The sequence below is a fragment of the Streptomyces sp. MB09-01 genome (assembly GCF_033794505.1).
Taxonomy (GTDB): domain Bacteria; phylum Actinomycetota; class Actinomycetes; order Streptomycetales; family Streptomycetaceae; genus Streptomyces.
Map to the genome: position 1 here is coordinate 13430 of NZ_JARAYQ010000076.1, position 20061 is coordinate 33490.

The 20061-nt window shown below is 75.2% G+C and carries 15 protein-coding genes and 1 pseudogene; 7 read left to right on the forward strand and 9 right to left on the reverse strand.

The window, feature by feature from the left end; genetic code table 11:
• Positions 1 to 74: 74 nt before the first annotated feature.
• Positions 75 to 1187: an NUDIX hydrolase gene (locus tag PV721_RS17960; RefSeq protein ID WP_319725363.1), complete on the reverse strand. Its 1113-nt coding sequence runs from the start codon at positions 1185 to 1187 to the stop codon at positions 75 to 77.
• A 318-nt stretch (positions 1188 to 1505) separates the two neighbouring features.
• Between PV721_RS17960 and PV721_RS17965 the strand changes: the two genes are divergently transcribed.
• Positions 1506 to 2738, forward strand: coding sequence for a DUF418 domain-containing protein (locus PV721_RS17965; protein ID WP_319725365.1), 1233 nt, complete (start codon positions 1506 to 1508; stop codon positions 2736 to 2738).
• A 284-nt stretch (positions 2739 to 3022) separates the two neighbouring features.
• Positions 3023 to 4120 (forward strand): AraC family transcriptional regulator ligand-binding domain-containing protein, encoded by a 1098-nt coding sequence (locus PV721_RS17970; RefSeq protein WP_319725367.1) that lies wholly within the window; start codon positions 3023 to 3025, stop codon positions 4118 to 4120.
• 13 nt (positions 4121 to 4133) lie between these two features.
• Here PV721_RS17970 and PV721_RS17975 read toward each other — a convergent pair whose 3' ends face one another.
• The 3 genes from PV721_RS17975 to PV721_RS17985 are packed head-to-tail and all read right to left on the reverse strand — an operon-like array spanning position 4134 to position 7623.
• Positions 4134 to 4487, reverse strand: coding sequence for a UBP-type zinc finger domain-containing protein (locus PV721_RS17975; RefSeq protein WP_319725370.1), 354 nt, complete (start codon positions 4485 to 4487; stop codon positions 4134 to 4136).
• Complete coding sequence (locus tag PV721_RS17980) at positions 4484 to 5935, reverse strand: ATP-binding protein (RefSeq protein ID WP_416371127.1); 1452 nt, start codon at positions 5933 to 5935, stop codon at positions 4484 to 4486. Before PV721_RS17980 ends, PV721_RS17975 begins: the two co-directional genes overlap by 4 nt.
• 11 nt (positions 5936 to 5946) lie before the next feature.
• Entirely contained in the window at positions 5947 to 7623 is a 1677-nt protein-coding gene (locus PV721_RS17985; protein WP_319725375.1) for an FAD-dependent oxidoreductase, read from the reverse strand.
• 791 nt (positions 7624 to 8414) lie between these two features.
• Between PV721_RS17985 and PV721_RS17990 the strand changes: the two genes are divergently transcribed.
• The 3 genes from PV721_RS17990 (at position 8415) to PV721_RS18000 (ending at position 13918) form a co-directional block, all read left to right on the forward strand.
• On the forward strand, positions 8415 to 9074 hold the full coding sequence (locus PV721_RS17990; RefSeq protein WP_319725377.1) for an NAD(P)-dependent oxidoreductase: 660 nt from the start codon (positions 8415 to 8417) through the stop codon (positions 9072 to 9074).
• A gap of 102 nt (positions 9075 to 9176) precedes the next feature.
• The gene (locus tag PV721_RS17995; protein WP_319725399.1) at positions 9177 to 10997 is read left to right on the forward strand and encodes an RNA ligase family protein; all 1821 of its coding nucleotides are present in this window, start codon (positions 9177 to 9179) and stop codon (positions 10995 to 10997) included.
• Positions 10997 to 13918 (forward strand): poly(A) polymerase, encoded by a 2922-nt coding sequence (locus PV721_RS18000; protein WP_319725379.1) that lies wholly within the window; start codon positions 10997 to 10999, stop codon positions 13916 to 13918. The genes PV721_RS17995 and PV721_RS18000 overlap by 1 nt, the downstream gene beginning before the upstream one ends.
• Before the next feature lie 32 nt (positions 13919 to 13950).
• On the opposite strand, the gene PV721_RS18005 is transcribed toward PV721_RS18000, so the two are convergent.
• The 3 genes from PV721_RS18005 to PV721_RS18015 all read right to left on the reverse strand — a co-directional run bounded on the left by PV721_RS18005 (position 13951) and on the right by PV721_RS18015 (position 16783).
• Entirely contained in the window at positions 13951 to 14868 is a 918-nt protein-coding gene (locus tag PV721_RS18005) for an NADP-dependent oxidoreductase (protein WP_319725401.1), read from the reverse strand.
• 215 nt (positions 14869 to 15083) lie between these two features.
• A complete protein-coding gene (locus tag PV721_RS18010) occupies positions 15084 to 15680 on the reverse strand; it encodes an HD domain-containing protein (protein WP_319725381.1) in 597 nt (198 codons plus the stop codon).
• A gap of 26 nt (positions 15681 to 15706) precedes the next feature.
• Complete coding sequence (locus tag PV721_RS18015) at positions 15707 to 16783, reverse strand: RNA ligase (ATP) (RefSeq protein ID WP_319725384.1); 1077 nt, start codon at positions 16781 to 16783, stop codon at positions 15707 to 15709.
• A 177-nt stretch (positions 16784 to 16960) separates the two neighbouring features.
• Between PV721_RS18015 and PV721_RS18020 the strand changes: the two genes are divergently transcribed.
• Complete coding sequence (locus PV721_RS18020; protein WP_319725385.1) at positions 16961 to 17707, forward strand: SDR family NAD(P)-dependent oxidoreductase; 747 nt, start codon at positions 16961 to 16963, stop codon at positions 17705 to 17707.
• A 30-nt stretch (positions 17708 to 17737) separates the two neighbouring features.
• Here PV721_RS18020 and PV721_RS18025 read toward each other — a convergent pair whose 3' ends face one another.
• Both PV721_RS18025 and PV721_RS18030 read right to left on the reverse strand, forming a co-directional pair.
• Positions 17738 to 18481 (reverse strand): peptidoglycan-binding domain-containing protein, encoded by a 744-nt coding sequence (locus PV721_RS18025; RefSeq protein WP_319725388.1) that lies wholly within the window; start codon positions 18479 to 18481, stop codon positions 17738 to 17740.
• A 264-nt stretch (positions 18482 to 18745) separates the two neighbouring features.
• Complete coding sequence (locus PV721_RS18030) at positions 18746 to 19900, reverse strand: MFS transporter (protein WP_319725390.1); 1155 nt, start codon at positions 19898 to 19900, stop codon at positions 18746 to 18748.
• Here PV721_RS18030 and PV721_RS18035 point away from each other — a divergent pair.
• Positions 19866 to 20061 (forward strand): annotated as a pseudogene (locus tag PV721_RS18035) (hypothetical protein); the annotation flags it as partial. The gene PV721_RS18030 and the pseudogene PV721_RS18035 sit on opposite strands and share 35 nt — an antisense overlap.

The following is a 20061-nucleotide window of genomic DNA, read 5'->3' on the forward strand; positions in this document are numbered from 1 at the left end:
GCGGGACCGGGGACCGCGGACGCCGGATTTCCCGGCCATGGCGGCGGCCGCGGCCGGGCGCCCGCCCGCCCGCGTCACCAGCACACGCCGTCCTCCGGGAGTTCCGTGGGCGGCGTGCGGGTGGGGACCGGGAGGGACAGACGGGCGCGGGCCGCGTGGACCGCCGCGAGTTCGTCTGCGCCGGCCGGGCCCCAGTCGCTCAGTTCGCGGACCTGCTCGGGAGTGGCCAGCAGGCGGGCGTACGCCGGGTCCGCGGCCGGCGGGAGGCCGGTGAGGCGGGCCGCGGTGCGGGCGTGGGCGCCCTGAGCGGCGCGCCGGTAGCCGAGCGGGACGGCCCCGGTGGCCGGTCCGGCCGTCGGAGGCGGCAGGTGGGCCGCACCGGTGGCCCTGGCGATCAGGAGCAGGACCCGGCCGTCGGGGCCGAACAGCCAGCCGCAGTGGTCCCGTACGGGCAGCTGCTCCGGCACCGGACCCGGGTGCCAGGGGCCGTGCAGCGGGGTCCGCCGGGTGCGGAGCACGCCGAGCCGGTCGAGGGCGGTCGGCGCGGTGGGGCGGCCGTCCTCCAGCAGGGCGGTGCCGGGACCGTTGATGCGGGCGCGCAGGGCGGACAGGGCGCGGCGGGCGTCACCCGCGTCCATCAGGGCGGGCAGGTCGGCCGGCTCGGCGAAGTGGATGCCGGTGATCTCCTGGGCCGGGAGGCGGACGGCGTCGATGCGCTCGGCGGTCCAGGTGCCGCCGTCGTAGACGTGCAGGATCTCGCCGGGGAAGCGCATCTCGGGCGGGAAGCCGGGGGTGTCGGCCGGGATCCAGTCCACGGCCAGGCCGCGCGGGTAGCGGCCTTCGACGCCGAGCTCCTCGCGCAGCTCGCGGGCGGCGGCCGCGGACGGGGCCTCGCCCGCGTCGACGGCTCCGCCGGGGAGCATCCGGTCGGCGCGGTAGTCGACGCTCTGGACGAGGATCCGGCCGTCGGTGTCGGTGACGAGGACGACGGCAGCGGTCCAGACGGCGGCGCGGGAGGCGCCGTACTCCTCGGGGGTCATCCAGGTCCCCGCCCGCTCGTGGTCGTCGGGCGCGGCCGGGCCGGCCTCCGCCCCGTCGGTCGCGGCCGGGTCGATCCCCGCCCGATCGGTCTCCGCCCGGTCGATCGCGCCGTGGTCGATCGCGCCCTGGTCGGTCAGCTGCGGCATCGGACTCCGTTCACCGTGGGTGGACCCGCCGGCTGTGCAACAGCGGGCGCGGCCCCCGGGTTACGGCGGCGCGTGCGCCGCGGCCCACGGCCCCGTTTGCGCCGCCCCCGCACCTGCTTATTACCTGGTTATGCCGCCCTTGGTACCTTCCGCAGGCGGACTGGCGGCATGAAAACCGCCGGTCCGACCACGTCACCGCTCCGGCCGGCCCCAGGAGAGATCCCCCATGCGACGCGCTTCCCCCACGGGCACCCGGCCGGCGACCGGAAGGCGGCGCAGGGCAGCGGGCCCCGGTGGTGCGGCCCCCGGCGCGACGGCGTGACGGGCGGCGACGGCGCCGGGAGCGGCGCCCGGCTGGCCGGGGTGGACGCCGTGCGCGGTCTCGCCGTCCTCGGCATGTTCGCCGTGCACGTCGGCCCCGGCCCGGAGCCCGGGGGCGCCGGTTACGTACTCGTCGCGGCCGACGGACGCGCCCCGGCCCTCTTCACGCTCCTCGCCGGTTTCTCCCTGGTCCTCGCGCAGCGCGGCCAGGACCCGGCGCGGCGGCCCGACGGCTGGGCCCGGCGCTGGCGTCCGCTGCTGATCCGGTGTGCCGTCCTGGCCGTACTCGGGCTGTTCCTGGCCTCGTTGTGGCCGGGGATCCTGGTCATCCTGGCCTTCTTCGCCGTGTACTTCCTGGCGGCCGAGCCCTTCACCCGGCTGTCCGCGCCGGTGCTCACCGCTGTGGCGGGCGCCTCGGTCGTGGCGGGGCCGCTGCTGTCGTTCCTGCTCGGCCCGGTGTTCGGGTACGGGTCGTCCGGCCGGGGCCTGGTCCCGGAGGCCGCCGACCTGTCGAGCTGGTCCGGGCTGGGCACGGTGGCGTGCGAGCTGTTGCTCACCGGGGCGTATCCGCTGGCCACCTACTTCCCGTACGTCCTGGCCGGGATGGCGCTGGCCCGGCTGTGCGACGTGCGGGAGCGGGCGGTCGCCCGGCGGATGGCGGGGTGGGGCACGGCGGCAGCGGTCGCCGGATACGGCTCCGCCTGGGTCGCCGCCCACGTGTTCGGGAGCCGGCAGCGGCTGCTGGAGGCGATAGCCGTCCACCATCCGGAGGCCCTGGCCGCCGCCGACCCCGTGGGGGAAGTGCTGCGCGGGCAGTTCGGCGCCGTGCCCAGCACCTCCTGGGACTGGCTGCTGGTGGCCGACCCGTACAGTCAGACCCCGCTGGAGACCCTCGGCAACGCGGGCGTGGGGTGCGCCCTGATCGGCCTGTGCGCGCTCGCCGCCCGGTACGCGGTGGGCGGGCGCCTGCTGCGGCCGCTCACGGTGCTCGGGGCGATGGCGCTGAGCGCGTACGTGGTCCACGCGCTGGTGCTGGCCGGGCCGGCGCACGGCGCCGCCTCCTGGTCCGCCTGGCTCGCCTTCAGCGGCACGGCGCTGGCCCTGACGTGGGCCTGGCAGCAGGTCTGGGCCGACAGCCCCCTGCGCCGCGGACCGCTGGAACACGCACTGCGCCTGGCCACGGGGGCGGGGAGCCGTACGCTGCCCGGCGGCGAGGAGCGGGGCAGGTGACCCCGTCACCGGGCTCCCGAGCCCCCCACCCCCGTGGGGGGACTCCGGCCGGGACCTCCCGTACTCCGTACGGCAGATGACTCCGTTTCACGGGGTCACGTGCCGTCCGCACCGTGCGGGGACGATCACCACGCTAGGGAGGGGAAGGGCACGTGGCCCATGGCTGCAGACGCCAGTTAGGGGACCGAACGCGCCAAGGGGGGACCCTGCGCGCCACATTGGGGACCGCGGCCTTCCCGATCCTGCGATGACCAGGTCATTCGCGCCGGTCTATGCTCGGCCCCGTGGTCTCGCATGCGCACCAGGGGACGACCTCCTCCGCCCTCACCCGTCTGAACGTCAACGCCGCACGGCTGCTCGGGACACCTCCGGCCGGATACGCGCACCTGCCGGGCCTGGCACCCGAGCACCTCAACGACGACCTGTGCCGGCCGCCCGCCCTCACGAGCATCCGCATCGCGGAACTGGCCACCGTGCACGCGCCCTGGACCGAGGTGGCCCGGGTGATGACCCGGCAGTCGGGCATCGGCAGCCTCGGGGTCTGGGACTACCTCTTCACGTCCGCGCCCACGCCCCTCGAAGGGATGCGGGACGCCACCGCCTACCTCGCCACCGTCGTCGACACCAGCACGGACACCGTCCGGATATCTGAGGACGGCGACGAGGTCACCGTCACCCACCTCAACGAGGCACATCTGGCCCACGAGGCGGCCTCCGCGGTCCGCGCCTGTGCGCTCGGCCTGTACCACCGCCGTCTCGGCGAAGCCGCCCAGCGGACCCTCGTTCCCGTCCGCGTCGCCCTGGCCGCCGAGGCACCCGCCCGGCACGACGCCCTGACCGAGCTCTACGGCACCCGCGACATCGAGTTCGAAGTCCCGGTCAGCTCGATCACCTTCCGCACCGCCGATCTGAACTCCCCCTCCCCGCAGGCCCAGCCCGGCCTGTCGGGCGTGCTGCGAAGACACGCCGAGCAGACCCTCGCCGGCGCCGTCCCGCTGCGCAACTGGCTGGACCTCTTCCGCGCCGCCCTGACCTCCCTCCACGACGAAGGCGCCCTGACCCTGTCCGCTGCGGCGGGGCGCATGGCCGTCAGCACGCGCACCCTCCAGCGCCGCCTCGACGAACACGGCACGACGTGGAGCAGCGAGGTCGAGACCGTGCGCCGCGAGCACATCACGCGGCTGCTCCACGGCACGGACCTCAGCATCGACGCCATAGCCGCTCGAAGCGACTACGCCGACGCCCGCGCCCTGCGCCGGGCCGTGCACCGCTGGTACAGCACCACGCCCGCCGCCCTGCGCCGCACCGGCCGTCCGCACGGCACCGCGCGGACCGGCCGGGATGACGAACCCGCCGCGCCGGGTCCCGGCGCCCGCCGGTGACGGCCGGGCCCCTTCAGCGGTGCAGCAGCCGCATCCAGTCCTCCGGGACCCGGTCGGCCGGACCCGGCGCCGGCTGGTCCGCGGGGTGGCCGCCCGGCGGGGCCAGCTCGGGCCCGGACTCGTACATCTCGTCGCGGTCGTAGTCCCAGAACCATTCCTCGCCCGGTTCGAAGCTCTGCACCAGGGGATGCCCGGCGGACTTCCAGTGGGCGGTGGCGTGCTGGGCGGGGGACGAGTCGCAGCAGCCGATGTGGCCGCACTGGGCGCAGCGCCGCAGGTGGAACCACCAGCCGCCCAACGCGTCGCAGTCGGCGCAGCCGGTGCCGGCGGGCGGGACGCTCGGGTCGATTCCCTTGATGTCGGTCATGCGGGCTCCTCGGCGGTCTCGGTGCCGGTCTCGGTGCCGGCGGTCAGGGGCAGCAGCACCTGGAAGCGGGTGTCGCCGGGCGCGGACTCGACCTGGAGGCTGCCGTGGTGCTTGTTGACCACGATCCGCCAGGAGATGTCCAGGCCGAGGCCGGTGCCCTCACCGACCGGCTTGGTGGTGAAGAAGGGGTCGAAGATGCGGCTGCGGATGTCCGCCGGGATGCCGGGACCGGTGTCGCGGAACTCCACCAGCAGCCGGTCCCCCTCCCGCGCCGTGCGGACCGTCAGCGTGCCGTCGCGGCCGGTGCTCCCGATGGCGAAGACCGCGTTGTCGATGAGGTTGGTCCACACCTGGTTGAGTTCCGCCGGGTAGGCGGGCACGTCCGGCACGGACCGGTCGTAGTCCTTGACCACCCGGACCCGGGAACCGATCTTGCCGGACAGCATCAGCAGGGTGCTGTCGAGGAGTTCGTGGACGTCGACGACCCGGTGCGGGGCGCGGTCGAGCTGCGAGTACTGCTTGGCGGCGTCCACGAGGTGGGAGATGCGGGTGGTGGAGTCGTCGATCTCGTCCATCAGCAGTTCGGTCTCGACCGTGTAGTTGAGCCAGCCGACGGCCCCCGGGAGGATGTCCTCGGCCACGGTCGCCGCGACCTGCTCCAGCCAGTCCGTGTCCAGCCCGGCCTGTACGAAGGTCGGTGCGATCCGCCAGCCCTCCGCGATGCCGTGGTCGTCGAGCCAGTCGGCGAGCTCGTCCTCCCGGTCGGACGCCTCCAGGGGGCTCAACACCGGCGCCTTCGCGACGCGTTCGGCGGTGCGCTCCTGGATCTCGATGAGGTCGGCGAGTGCCTCGCGGGAGTAGGGGCCGTGGGCGATCACGGCCAGCTTGTGCCGCATCTTGCCCACGCGCTCGCGCAGCGCGGCGGTGGCCCGGACGGCCGCCGCGGCCGGGTTGTTGAGCTCGTGGGTGAGCCCGGCGGACAACGATCCGAGGGCCAGCAGCCGTTCGCGCTGTCCGATGGCCCGCTGGGTGTTCTTCGCACCGAAGAAGAGCCCCTCCAGCAGGTGCGCGGCCATCGGGAACCATTCCCGCATGAAGTCCGCGAACGACTGCGCGGGCAGGACGAAGAACCGCGTCGGCTCGGTCACCCGCATCGAGTTGGTGTACGTCTGCGGCACCCGGTCGCCGAGGTAGGCCTGCATGGCTCCGGCGTACACCCCGCGCTGCGAGGTCCGGCTCACCTCGACGTCGTCGCCGCCGACCCGGCGCGACAGTACGACGGTGCCCTCGATCATCACGTAGAAGCAGGTCGCCGGGTCGCCCTCGGCATACACCGGGCCGGCGTCGAACCGCTCGACCCGCCCCTCGGCGCACAACCGCCCGAGCTGCTCCGGGGAGAGCTTCTCGAACAGGAACAGGGAGGCGATCTCCTGCGGACTGCAGGGCATCGCCCGCCCGCTCACGACTGCTCCAGGTACCGGTGGACGAGCATCACGGCCATGGCTCCCTCTCCGACGGCGGACGCCACGCGCTTCGCGGACCGGGCCCGCGCGTCGCCCGCGACGAACACACCGGGAATGTTGGTCTCCAGGTGGTAGGGAGGCCGGTCCAGCGGCCACTCGGCGGGCGGCCGGCCGTCCGGCGTGAGGTCCGGCCCGGCCAGGATGAACCCGCGTTCGTCGCGCAGCACCGTGCCGGCCAGCCAGTCGGTCAGCGGCGCCGCGCCGATGAAGACGAACATCCACTGAGCGTCCACGAGTTCCGTCGCGCCGCTGTCCACGTCCCGCAGCACCAGCTGTTCCAGGTGCCCCTCGCCCTGCGCCGCCTCGACGACGGTCCGGGTGCGCACCGAGATGTTCGGCGCCTCCTGGATCTGCTGGATCAGGTAGTACGACATCGAGGCGGTCAGGGACTCGCCGCGCACCAGCAGCGTCACCGACTTCGCACCGCGTGCCAGGTACATCGCGGCCTGCCCCGCGGAGTTGGCGCCGCCCACGATGTAGACGTCGTGCCCCTGGCAGGAGGACGCCTCGGTGAGGGAGGAGCCGTAGAACACCCCGCGGCCCGTCAGGTCTTCGCAGCCCGGTGCCTGGAGCTGCCGGTACGACACGCCGGTCGCCAGGATGACGCTGTGCGCGGCGACCGACGAGCCGTCGGAGAAGCGGACGACGCGCGCCGGGCCGTTGGACTCCAGCCCGGTGACCTCGCGCGCGGTGAGGATCTCGGCGCCGAACCGGCCGGCCTGACGGCGGGCGCGTTCCGTGAGCTGGGCGCCCGAGACGCCGTCGGGGAAGCCGAGGTAGTTCTCGATGCGGGAGCTCTGCCCGGCCTGTCCGCCGGTCGCCGACCGCTCCACCAGGACGGTCCGCAGTCCCTCGGAGGCTCCGTAGACCGCTGCGCCGAGCCCGGCCGGGCCGCCGCCGATCACGACGAGGTCGTAGAACTCTGCGGTCGGCGTCGTCGCGAGCCCCACGTGGGCGGCCAGGTCGGTCGCCTCCGGCTCGATCAGCACGGTGCAGTCCGGCGTGATCACCACGGGGAGCCGCTGGGCGTCGGCCCCGGCCGCCTCCAGCAGCCGCAGCCCCTCGGGCTCGTCGGAGGAGTACCAGCGGTACGGCACCTGGTTGCGGGCCAGGAACTCCCGCACCTGCGAGGAGCGGGCCGACCAGCGGTGCCCGACCACCTTGGTGGCGGGTACCGGCCGGTAGTCGCTGGCGCGCCAGGCCGCGAGCAGGTCGTCCACGACCGGGTACAGCTTCTCCTCCGGCGGGTCCCACGGCTTGAGCAGGTAGTGGTCGAGGTCGACGACGTTGATCGCGTCGATCGCCGCGTTGGTGTCGGCGTAGGCGGTCAGCAGCACGCGGCGCGCGCCCGGGTACACGTGCAGGGCCTGTTCGAGGAACTCGATGCCGTTCATCTGCGGCATGCGGTAGTCGGCCAGGATCACGGCCACCAGGTCGCCGCGCAGCTTCAGCTCGTGCAGTGCCTCCAGCGCGGACTCGCCGGACTCGGCGCGCACGATCCGGTAGTCGGCGCCGTAGCGGCGCCGCAGGTCACGGGCGACGGCGCGGGAGACCCCCGGATCGTCGTCCACGGTCAGGATGACGGTCCGCGCTGGGTCGGCGACCTCTGCCATACGTCTCCCACGGCGGCCTGGACCGGCGGCGCGGCGAGCCGCCCGCCCCGGTTCCCGCCCATCGTATGTTCGATCGTCCGGGTTCGCTCCGGGACGCGACGGCGCGTGTGCCCCGGTGCACGCCGAGTCGCCGGGGTCACTCGACCGTGTGACGGGCGCTACTCGCCCGGCGCGGGTGCGGCAGGGTGGGCGGATGCAGCTGCGCCGGGCCCTGCCCCTGACCCTTGCCGCGCTCGTCACGACCACCGGATGCGTGACGGTGCGTCCCGTCGGGCCGCCGGACGCGCCGCAGCCCGTGCCCGCGGCGGTCCGTGCGGAACCCCGGCAACCGACGCCTCTCGCCCTGCCGTTGGGGCCGCTACCGGCGGTGTCCGAGCCCGCCCCGGCTCCGCCGGAGCCCGAGCGGGTGCCGGGGCCCTTACCGGCCTCGGTACCGCAGCAGCCACACCGGGTCAGGCCCGCACGGCCTGCGAAGCCGCCCAAGCCGCCCAAGCCACCGAAGCCGGCGCATGCCGCGAAGCCCGCAGCCCCGGCGAAGCCGCGCAAGCGGCCCCCGGCGTCGGCGAAGCCGCGGCCCGCGCCACAACGCACGTACGACATGACCCCCCTGTGCGAGGCGGCCCGGGGCATGGTCCCCGCTTCCATCGTGGCCCTGTGCCGCTAAACGTGTCCTCCCGGATCATCCGACTGGCCACGGCCCGGCTGCCGGGCGGCGGCGGGGCGGTTCGCTTGGATGGGCCGGACGGCGCCCGACCGGGGCTCCGTACAGCCCTTCACCCCAGGGAGTCGCCATGGCGAAGATCGCCCTCTTCGGCGCGACCGGCACCATCGGAACCCAGGTGCTGCGCGAAGCACGACGGCGGGGCCACGAGGTCACAGCGGTCGTGCGTGATCCCGCGAAGCTCGCGGAACCCGGCGGCGCGGCCACGGCGGTGGTGCGCGGTGACGTGCTGAACCCGGCCTCCGTGGCCGGGGCGGTGGCCGGGCACGACGTGGTGATCAGCGCCATCGGTCCCGGCCCCGGGGATCCTTCCACCCTCGTGACCGCCGCGAAGTCGCTGATCGGCGGGGTGCGTTCGCTCGGCACGGACACGCCCCGGCCCCGGGTGGTCGTCGTCGGCGGGGCGGGCTCGCTGCGCACCCCCGGCGGCCCGCTGCTCTGGGACCGGGAGGGCATCCCGGAGCCCGTGCTGGCCGTCATGCACGCTCACGGCAACGCCCTGGACTTCCTGCGGACGGTGCCCGTGGAGGAGGTCCACTGGACCTGCCTGAGCCCGGCCGCGCAGATGGCACCGGGCGAGCGCACGGGCACGTACCGACTGGCGATCGACGACCTGGTCGTCGACGACGAGGGCCGCAGCCGGATCTCCACGGAGGACTACGCCGTCGCCCTGCTCGACGAGATCGAGCTCGACGCACACGCGGGCCGCCGGTTCACCCTCGGCTACTGAGCGCCCCGAAGGCCCGGGCTCCCCCGCGGGGTTAATGTGTGGATGCGTCTGCTCCGGATACCTACAGTGACGAGGCACCACGTCGTCGAGCAGGAGCGGATCATGCGCACCCACTATCCCCGTACGCCTCACCTGCCCTGGTCCCCCGGGGCCTCGGCGGACGACGTCCGGACCGTCGGGCTGGAGGGGCTGGCCGGACGCGAGGTGGTGGTGACGGAGAAGCTCGACGGGGAGAACACCACCCTGTACGCGGACGGCCTGCACGCCCGCTCCCTCGATTCGGCGCACCATCCCTCGCGGGCTTGGGTCAAGCGGCTCCAGGGCAGGATCGGCCCGGGGATTCCGGCCGGCTGGCGGGTGTGCGGGGAGAACCTGTACGCGCGGCACTCGATCCCGTACGAGGATCTGGACAGCTGGTTCTACGGGTTCGCGGTGTGGGACGGAGAGCGCTGCCTGGACTGGGACCGGACCGTACGGTTCCTGCGCGGCCTCGGGGTCCCCACGCCGCGCGTGCTGTGGCGGGGCGCCTTCGACGAACGCACGCTCCGCAAGCTGAAGCTCGACACCGCGCGGGAGGAGGGGTACGTCGTGCGGACGGCGGCCGGCTTCGCACGCGAGGAGTTCGGGCGGTGCGTGGCCAAGTGGGTGCGGGGCGGGCACGTGCAGACCGGTACGCACTGGATGTTCGCCGAGGTCGTGCCCAACGGGCTCGGGCCTGCGGCCCCGTTGTGGGCGGTGCGCTCGGGGGCCGAACCGGACGTGGCGGGGCTGGCCGCTGCCGTCGGGGCGGGCGGGACCGACGGCGCCGGTGTGGACGAGGCCGACCCGGGCGTGGCCGAGGACGTGGCCGATGACGTCGCCGAGGTCGCCGCCCGGATCGACGGGGCGGGGCGCACCGGCGAGGACCGGCTGGCCGGAGTGCTGGCCGCCCTGCTGCGGCGCGAGCCCCGCGGCCGGATCGCGGCGCGGCTGGCGGCGGGCCCGGCCGGGATGGGACTCGCCCGCCGGGTCGGCGACCTGGCGGGGCTGTACCCGTACCTGCAGCGGCCGTTCCCCGACGCGGACCGGCGGGCCGGGCTGGTCCGGATGGCCGTGGCGGCCGATCTCGGCGCGCTGCACGCGCTCGCCGGGGCACTGGCCGAGGGACCGGAGGCGCGTGAGCACGTGGAGTGGTCCGCGCTGTGGGCCGAGGAGGCGGGGCTGCTCGGCGGCCCGGATCCGCTGGGGTCCCTGCGCGCCGCGCTGCGTCAGCCCTTCGCCGGGCTGGACGCGGACGCGGCCGACCGCTGCTGGGCGGAGGCCCGCCGGGCGATCGGGCAGGGCAGGATCGCGGCCGCGCGCCTCGGCTGGGGTCCCGGCGTCGGCTGCGACGTGGTCGAGGAGGCGGTGGCGGCGACCTGGCAGTGGCGTGACGGAACGTTTCCCCGGCTGGTGCAGCTGAGCGGCCCCTCGGGGAGCGGGAAGAGCACCTTCGCCCGCGGCCTGCCCGGCGTGGACGCGTACATCAGTCTCGACGACCTGCGTGCCGCCCGGGGTTCCCGTGCGGACCAGCGGGCCAACGCGGACGTGCTGGGCAAGGGCCTGGACCGCCTCGACGCCGCCCTGGCCCGGGGCGGGACGGTGGTGTGGGACGCCACCTCGCTCACCGACCAGCAGCGCGGTCTGGCCGGCTCGGTCGCGCGGCGCCGCGACGCGCTGGTCACCCACGCCGTGGTGCTGGTCGACGAGCCGGAGCTGCGGCGCCGCAACGCCGTGCGCCCGCATCCGGTGCCGGAGCAGGTGCTGACCTCCCAGCTGCACCGGTTCAGTCCCCCGTACGCCGGTCAGACGCACCGTACGTGGTACATCGGTGCGGGCGGGGGCGTGGAGGACGCGGCGGGCGGCCTCGCGGACGGCCCGGACACGATCTGCGGGGGAATCTGATGCGTACCAGTGAGCAGCTCTACCACCAGGTCCGCTGGGACCCGCGGTTCGATCCGGCGCGGTTCGTGCTCGGCCTGCTGCAGCGCGGGGCGGCGCCGAAGCGGGTTCCGCTGCCCTCCTTCGTGCCCGGCGGCGACATCCCCTGGCACCGGGTGCTGTTCGTCGAGGCGGACGGCGAACTGGTCTGGGACCGGGCCACGGGTGTGGACCGGATCGATGCCACCGCGGCGGGCCGGGTCCGCGATCCGCGCCTGCTGCGGGCCCCGTTCTTCACCGCGCGGACCCCGTACGCGTGGGACCCGGCGGGCGGGGGTGCCTGGCGGCCCGCGCAGACCCCGCCCCGCGGCGCGGCCGTGGGCGGCTCCGCGGCGGTGCGGCTGCTGACCTGGAACACGCTCTGGGACCGGTACGACGCCCCGCGCATCGCCACCGCCCGGCGCAGGCCGCTGCTGCTGGCCGATCTGGCGGCCGCCGACGCCGACGTCATCGCGCTGCAGGAGGTCGAGCCCGCACTGCTCTCGATGCTGCTGGCGGCGCCGTGGGTGCGGGCCGGGTACGCCATCGGCACGGATCCCGGCGGCCGGGACGTCACCGAGTGCGGGCTGCTGGTGCTGAGCCGGCTGCCGGTCCGGGAGGCGGGGATGCACCAGCTCGGCCCGCACAAGGCGGTCACCGCCGTGACGGTGGACACCGCGGCCGGCCCGCTGGTCGTCGCCGCCACCCACCTCACCAGCGATCACACCGAGAACGGGCATCTGCGGCGGGACGCCGAACTGGCCCGGCTCGCGGAGGGACTGGCCGGCATCGAAGCCGCCGTGGCACTGCTGGGCGACTTCAACGACGGCCGCCACGGAGCCGAAGGGCCCGCGGCCGCACTGGGCATGCGGGACGCCTGGAGCGACGTGCACGGGGCGGCGGACGGTACGCCGACCTTCGACCCGGGGGCCAATCCGCTGGCCGCGGTCGGCTCGTTGTCCGGGCGTGCCTCCCGGCTGGACCGGATCCTGCTGGGCGCCGCGGGGGCGCGGGTGACACGGGCGGCGCTGCGCGGCGACGTGCCCGCCGAGGAGGGGCTGTTCATCTCCGACCACTTCGGGGTGGAGGCCACCGTGGAGTTCGGGGTGCCCGGCGGCGGGCCGGAGCGGCTCGACGTGCCGGCGACCGCGCGGACGGCGGTGGCGTGGCTGCCGCCGCGGCTGCCGGAGGCGGTGCGGGAGGTGCGCCGGAAGCACGACCCGCAGGCCGCCCGCTGGCCCGCGCACGTGAACCTGCTCTTCGGCTTCGTGCCGGAGTCCTCCTTCGACCAGGCCCTGCCGCTGCTGGCCGAAGCGGCCGCCGGAACGGGGCCCTTCGAGGCACGGCTGGAGGGCGTGCACAGCTTCGGGCACCGCGAGGACGCCACCGTCTGGCTGGACCCGGCGGCTGCGGGTGACGCGCCCTGGCAGGATCTCAGGCGCGCCCTGACGGAGCGGTTCCCGGGCTGCCGGGGGCGCGCCGAGGGGTACACCCCGCACCTGACGCTGGGGCGCAGCCAGGACCCGCAGCGGGCGGTCGCGGAGTTCACGGCCCGGCTCGGCGGCGGGGTCTCCTCGCGGGTCGGGGAGCTGGCGGTGCTCTCGCGGCGGGGGGACGGAGCGATGCGGGTCCGGGCGACGGTGGCGCTGGGGACGGGCGAGGTGCGCTGGGAGCCGGAGCCGGAGCCGGAGCCGGAGTCCGGCCACGAGCGCGGTCGTGACCCCCGGCGTACGAGCGGTCTCCAGCCCGGGCACGCGCTCGGTCCTGAGCCCGGCCCGGTGGCGCCGCACGGACACGCCGAGTCGGTCGTCGCCCGCGTCCGGGCCGCCCTCGGCGGGGCGCAGGTGCACGTGGCCGGATCCCGCCGGATGGGCTGCGCACTGCCCGGAGCCGACCTGGACCTGGTGGCGGCGCTGCCCGGGGAGGCCGGTGTCACCGGCGTACGGGGCCTGCTGGCTGCCGCCCTCCCGGAGGCCGGGCCGCTGCGCGAGGTGACCGGGGCGCGGGTGCCGGGTCTGCGGTTCCGCGTCGGGGCGCTGTCCGTGGACCTGGTGGCGGTGGCCACCGGCGGACTGGATCCCGCGCACGCGGTGGCACGGCGGGCGGAACTGGGTGAGGCGGCCTCCGTCGCGCTGAGCGCGGTGAGCGACGCCGATGCCGTACGGGAACGGGTGGGCGCGGAGCATGCCGCCTTCGCCCGGCTGGCGCGGGAGGTGAAGGCGTGGGCTCGGGCCCGCGGGCTGGACTCGGCCCCGTTCGGCGGGCTGCCGGGGCTCGCCTGGGCGGTCCTGGCCGCGCGTACGGTCGAGGAGGCCGGGGCGCTGGCTCCGGACGCCCTGCTGCGGGAGTTCTTCGGCCGGTGGGCCGCCTGGGACTGGCGGGAGCCGGTCGGGCTGGCGCCGTCGGCCGCGGCGGCCCCAGCGGGACCGGATCCGGTCACGGTCCTCACGCCCTCGGAGCCGGTGCGCAGTTGCACCGCCCAGGTCGGACCGGGCCTGCGGGACCTGCTGGTCCAGGAGTTGTACCGGGCCTGGGAGCTGCTGGAGGCCGGGCCGGACGGCGCCGGCCGGGCGGTGGTGACCCCGCCGCCGCTGCACCGCCGGCACGCGGCCTGGGCGGTGGTGACCGTACGCACGTCCGGCGGGGGGTTCGAGGAGACCCTGGGCCGGGTGCGCGGGCGGCTGCGGGCGCTGCTCGGCGCCCTGGAGGGGGCCGGTGTCACGGATGCGCACGCCTGGCCTCGCCCCTTCGAGTCCGGCCCCGGCCTCGCCCGTTACGCGATCGGCCTCGGCTCCGCCCCGCCGGACGCTGCGGCGTTGGCCGCGCTGGCCGGCCCGTGGCGGGCCGGCCTGCCGGGGGTCGAGGTCACCCGGGCGGCCTGCGGCGAGGTGCCGGACCTGACCTGACCCGACCTGGCGTCGTGTCTCCGGGGGCGGGGTCAGACCTCGATGACGATCTTCCCCGCCGTGTGTCCGCCCTGGCTCAGCTCGAAGGCCGCTGCCAGTTCGGCCAGCGGGAAGGTCTGGGCGACAGGCACCTTCAGCTGTCCGCTGTCGGCGAGCCGGCCCAGTTCGGCCAGGTCGCTGCCGACCGGGCGGACCCAGATCCACTCTCCGCCCGACCCGAGCACGCTGGGATCGGCGATGGAGGCGTGCCGGCCGTCGTCGTGCAGCACTTCCCGGGTGACGCCTCCGACGCCGCCCACGAAGTCCGCGACGACCGTGGGCCCGTCGGGCACGAGGGCGCGGACACGGTCGGCGAGGCCGTCTCCGTACTCGACGGGTTCGCCGCCGAGTTCGCGCACCCGGTCGTGATTGCGGGGGGAGGCGGTGCCGATGACGCGGGCACCGAGCACGCGGGCGATCTGCACGCCGAGCGAGCCGACACCGCCCGCGGCGCCGTGGATGAGGACCGTGTCGTCCTTGCCGGTGCCGAGGCGGGTCAGCAGCTGGTAGGCGGTGAGCCCGGCCAGCGGCAGACCGGCGGCCTCGGCCCAGCTCAGCGAGGAGGGCTTGTGCGCGAGGGCGCGTACGGGCACGGTGACGAACTCGGCGAAGGTCCCGCCGTGCACGTAGTCCTTGCGGGCGTAGGCGATGACCTCGTCGCCCTCGGCGTACTCGGGGACGTCGATGCCGACCCGCTCGACGGTGCCGGCCACGTCCCAGCCGGGGATCACCGGGTAGACGACGTGCATCAGGGCGTCGAGACCGCCCGACATGATCTTCCAGTCGACGGGGTTGACCGCGGCGTACTTCACCCGGACGAGCACCTCGCCGGGGCCGTACTTGGGCAGCGGCAGCCTGATCTCGGAGAGCACCTCCGTCCCGCCGTACGTCTCGTACGCCATCGCCCGCATGGTTACCTGGCTGCTCCGGCCCGACTGGGACATGTACCCGACCTCTCCGTGTGCTGGTGGACCCGCCCCCGGTCCATCCCACCACGCACGCCGCGCCCACCCCACGATGCGGGGCGAACGCGGCGCGGCGCGTCCCACACCGGCGGCGCGGCACGGCCGGTCGGGCGGGGCCGGTGAGGCGGGCCGGCCGCCTGGGGCCCTTCACCCGGGGCCGGTCACGCCTGCACGGGAAAGGCGGCCTGGAAGTCGAGCCGCGCGTCCGCCCCCTCGGCGATCCGCCCGAGCACCCCGTCCAGCTCCAGGAACGCCTCCCAGCGCTCGGCGCCGGTCGCCCCCGCGAGGCGGCCCACCACGAGGTCCTCCAGGTCCTGGACCCGCTTGCCCTTCCACACCTTGTCCGCGAGGCTGACCAGCAACTCCTCGGTGGTCACCCCGTCTTCGCCCCACGCGGCGTGCGTCGCGGCGAACCGGGCCTGCCGCTCGGTGAACCCGTGCGCCAGCAGCAGTTCCCGCCCCGCCGGCTCGTGCTCGGAGCCCGGCCCGCCGAGTTCGGCCGTGTGCACGGTCTTGCCGATGTCGTGGGTGGCCGCGCCGAAGAGCACCGCCTCCCGATCGAAGGCCAGGGCCGGGCAGTGCCCCGCCAGCCAGTCGGCCAGCTCGTGCGCGACGTCGTGCACGAGCCGCAGGTGCGCGGCCAGCCGGGGCGGGGCGGCCAGCGCGCGCAACAGCGCGGACACGGTGGGCGGAAGGGGCCGCAGCCGCGGATCCCCCGGGGTGTCGAGCGCCCTCGACAAGGCATCGGTCCGGGACATCGGATCATCCTAGAAGCGTTGGACGCTCACTCGTACTCGGTGCCGCCCTTGCGGGTCAGGTAGGCGGGGCTGACCGCCTTGGCGATGGCCCGGCCGCCGACGACCGGGCTGTAGCGCTCCGTCGACGGGCGGATCACGACGCCCTCGCGCAGGTGCACGGCCCGCCCGGACACGGTTTCCCGGCCGCTCGCGAGCTCCAGCACCGTGTCGAGGTCGTACGGACCCTCGTACAGCCTTGGAACCAGCGGCAGTTCCCCGTCCGTGAGGACGGCGGCCGGGTCCAGCCAGCGCACCTGCCCGTCGATCTCGGCGGACACGTCGAAGACGGCGTATCCGGGCGGCGTGTCGGCAGTGCGCACGTCGGTCCCGTAGGCCAGGTCCTGGACGCCCGCGCCGTACACCTCGGCGAAGATCCCGACCCGGGTGGCGCCGAGCCGGGCGGCCAGGGCCGCCGCGACGGCCGGTACGCCGTGGCCGCGTACGGCCCGCCAGTAGAGGTTGCGCTCGTCCTCCTTGAGCGCCAGCCCCTTCGAGCCGAAGCCCTTGGAGGAGACGATGGACCGCTCCTCGTCGGCCACGTACGTGAACAGGCAGGCGGTGCCGTGCAGTTTCTCCGTGAGGACGACCTGCTCGCCCGGCTCGAAGATGTGCGGGTAACGCTGGAGGTTCTCGATGTCGACCCACGGCATCAGGTCGGCGGCGGCTTCGACGTCGCCGTTCATCGTGGTGGGTACGGGCGGGGACCATTTGGTGATGCCGAGCAGCTCGGCGAAGTCCGTGCCCTCCTCGGCCGCCTGCACGAGGTCGACGTCGGCGAGCGCGCGCGGCCGGCACACCAGGCCCTGCGAGAGTTCGCCGCGCAGCCGGACCGCCTTGACCCGGTCGGCGGAGCCGCCGGCGAGCCGCCCGGTGAGACCGAGCTCCTCGATCAGCTCGGCGGGCAGCACGGCCTGTTCGGGTATGTAGAGCGCGAACTCGCCGGTGCGGTAGGCGCCCTTGGCGATCACGGCGCGGTACAGGCCCACCTGGGCCAGCTCCAACGCGTCGGCGTTCGGATGCTCGTGGACGGTCAGCTCTTCGGCGGTGACTCTCAAAGTCGACATGGACGGCTCCTGCAGGCGTCAGGTACGCGGACGACGCGCCGGTCCTGCGGCGGCGCGTCGGTGACGATCACTCTCCGGTCGGCATTTTCGCTGGTCCAGCGAATATCACGGTGTTAGCCTGCCGCCCCGCGCGCTGTGTTCCGGCATCCGCTGTTGCACCGTCCTCAGGAGGCTCCCGTGGCACGACGACGTCCGGTCACCGTCGTCACCGGCGGCAGCAGGGGCATCGGCGCGGCGACCGCTCTGCGGCTGGCCGCCGACGGGCACGACCTGGCACTGGGCTACGCCCGCGACGAGGCGGCCGCCGAGGCCGTCGCCGAGCGCGTACGGGCCGCCGGGGCCCGCTGCGTGACCGTACGCGGCGACACCTCCGAGGAGTGCGCCGTAGAGCGGCTCTTCGACATCGCCGGCGCCGAACTCGGCACGCCGACCGGCCTGGTCAACAACGCCGGGGTGACCGGCCCGCTGGGCCGGCTCGCCGACGCCCGGACCGAGGACCTGCGGCGGGTGGTCGAGGTGAACCTCCTCGGGTACCTGCTGTGCTGCCGCCGGGCCGCCCGGGACATGGCGGAATCAGGCGGCGGGGCGATCGTGAACGTCTCCTCGGCGGCCGCCACCCTCGGCAGCCCCGGCGACTACGTGCACTACGCGGCGACCAAGGCGGCCACCGACGCGCTGACCGTGGGCCTCGCCAAGGAGCTCGGCCCGGACGGGATCCGGGTCAACGCCGTGGCGCCCGGCATCATCGAGACCGACATGCACGCGGCGATGGGTGATCCCGACCGCCCGGCGCGGGCGGCGGCCGGGATCCCGCTCGGGCGGCCCGGCCGGCCCGAGGAGATCTCCGGGGCCATCGCCTGGCTGCTGTCCCCGGAGGCCTCGTACGCGACGGGAACCGTGCTGCGGGTCTCCGGCGGCCGCTGATCCCCGCAGGCCGCCGGAGGCCCGGCGGCGCTACCTCATCGCCGCCTGGGTGGCGGGGCCGTAGACGCCCTGCGGGTCTCCCTTGATGGACCGGTCGCGCTGGAGCTGGCTGACGCCGCGCTTGGTCTGGCCGTCGTAGACGCCGGTGACGGAGACGTACGTGAACCCCTGCCCGTAGAGCATCTCCTGCAGGGCGCGGACCTCGGGCCCCTTGTCCCCCATCCGCAGGGTCACGTAGGCACTCGACGGCCGCGGCGACGCGCTGGGCAAAGGCGTCGGCTCCGCGTCCTCGCTCCCGGTCGGGGAAGGTTCCGTCGTCGTGGTGGCCGAGGGCTCCCCGGACCGTACGGACGCGGTCGGCCGGGATCCTCCGGTGGCGTCGGCGTCCGGGCTGCGCGCCGGGAGCACCGGCAGGGACAACTCGGGCGGCGGCCCGGTCCGGGGCGGTTCCGGCTCGGGCCCGCCCAGCAGGAGCACCAGGGCGCCGACCACGGCGAGCGCGAGCAGGGTGCCGACGGCCAGCGGAAGCCGGCTTCGGCTCCCGGGGTCCGCGGCACGGCGAATGGCGCCGCGAGCATCGGCGGGGGCGCGGGCGGGGACTGCGTCGGGGCCACCGGCCTGCGGGCCGCGCGCCGGTCCGGGGAAGGCGAGGGGTCCGGTCTGCGGCCAGGCGGGCGCCGTCGACCGGGGCGGTCGGCCCGAGGGGGCGACGTACGGGCGTACGAGCAGGTGGTCGTCGGGGACGAGCCCGCTCTCATCAGGGTGCTGGGACATGGTGGTCTCCCCGGCAGGGACGGGGGCCGGCGCGGCGGTGCGGTGCCGGCCCCCACCCGGCCGGTCAGGCTCTGGGCCGCCGGGCGGCGGGAGCCAGGGGCACACCGGCGGCGGGGACGCCGCGGGTGCCGAGTGCCGGAGAACCGCCGGTCGTGGCCGGGACGAGCGATGAGCGGACGGATGTGGACATTTGACGTATCTCCGAAGTGCGGCTCAAGCGGTGGTTCTTGATCGGCGCACTCTTTCCCTCCGGCAGGGTCCGGGTCAAGCCGGTTGTCCGGTATCCACCCGTCCATCCCGTCTGTCGGTGCGGCGGACCGCCGTGGCCCAGACGGTGCAGGCGGCGGCGAGCATCAGGGCGGCTCCGCCGAGCGGGGCGGCGGGGGCGGAGATGCCGTCGACGGCGAGGCCGCCGAACAGCGCGCCCGCGGCTATGGCGAGGTTGAACATGGCCACCATGAGTGAGGAAGCCGCCTCGGGCGCGTCCGGGGACGCCTTGATCATCCAGCCCTGCACGCTCACCGAGACCCCGCCGTACGCGAGTCCCCAGGCGAGCAGCAGCGTGGTCCCGGCGACGGGTCCCGGGAGGACGGCGATGAGCGCGAGGATCACGGTGAGGCAGGTGCTGACCACGAACAGCGTCCGGTACGCGTCGCGCGCCCCGGCCAGGAAGTTGCCCGCGACGCCGGCGACGCCGTAGCCGAGCAGGAGCGTGCTGACGTATCCGGCGTCGATGCCGGAGACGTCCTGCAGGATCGGCCGGACGAAGGTGTAGGCGGCGAACTGCCCGGTCACCACGAGGAAGGTGACGATCACCCCCGCCCGGACCGCACGGTTCCCGCGGAGCAGGGCGGGCAGTTCGGGGAAGCCGATGTGGCGGGTCGGCGGCAGCGCGGGCAGCAGCAGGAGCAGGGCGGTCAGCGTGACGAGGCCGAGGGCGCCGACCGCCGCGAAGGCGGTCCGCCAGCCGCCGATTTCGCCGAGCAGGGTGCCTGCGGGCACGCCGAGCACGGAGGCGGTGGGAACGCCGCCGAAGACGAGGGCGGTCGCCCGGCCGACGTGGCGCTCGGGGACGAGGCGTACGGCGAGCCCGCCGGCGATGGCCCAGAAGCCGCCGACGCTGACGCCGACCAGCAGGCGGGCCGCCAGCACGACGGCGAAGTTCGGGGCGAGGGCGGCGGCGAGGTTGGCGGCGGCCATCACGGCGATGAGCACGCACAGCACGAGCCGCCGGTCGAGCCGGCCGGCGCCGACGGTGACCAGCGGGGCGCAGCATCCGGCGACCAGCCCGGGCACGGTGACCATCAGCCCGGCGGTTCCGTCGGAGACGTCCAGATCGGCGCCGACCGGGGTGAGGAGCCCGACGGGCAGCAGCTCGGAGGTGATGACGCAGAAGATCCCGAGCGCGACGGCGCACACGGCCGCCCAGCCCTTCCACGGCGCGGGGCCCTTCCCGGACGCCGACCCCTTCGCGGCCGCGGGTCCGCTCCCCGGTCCCGACCCGCTCCCCCGTCCGGAGCTGCTCCCCGGTTCGGACCGGGCCGCGGGCAGGGATGCGGCAGCGGGCGGGGGTGTGGGCC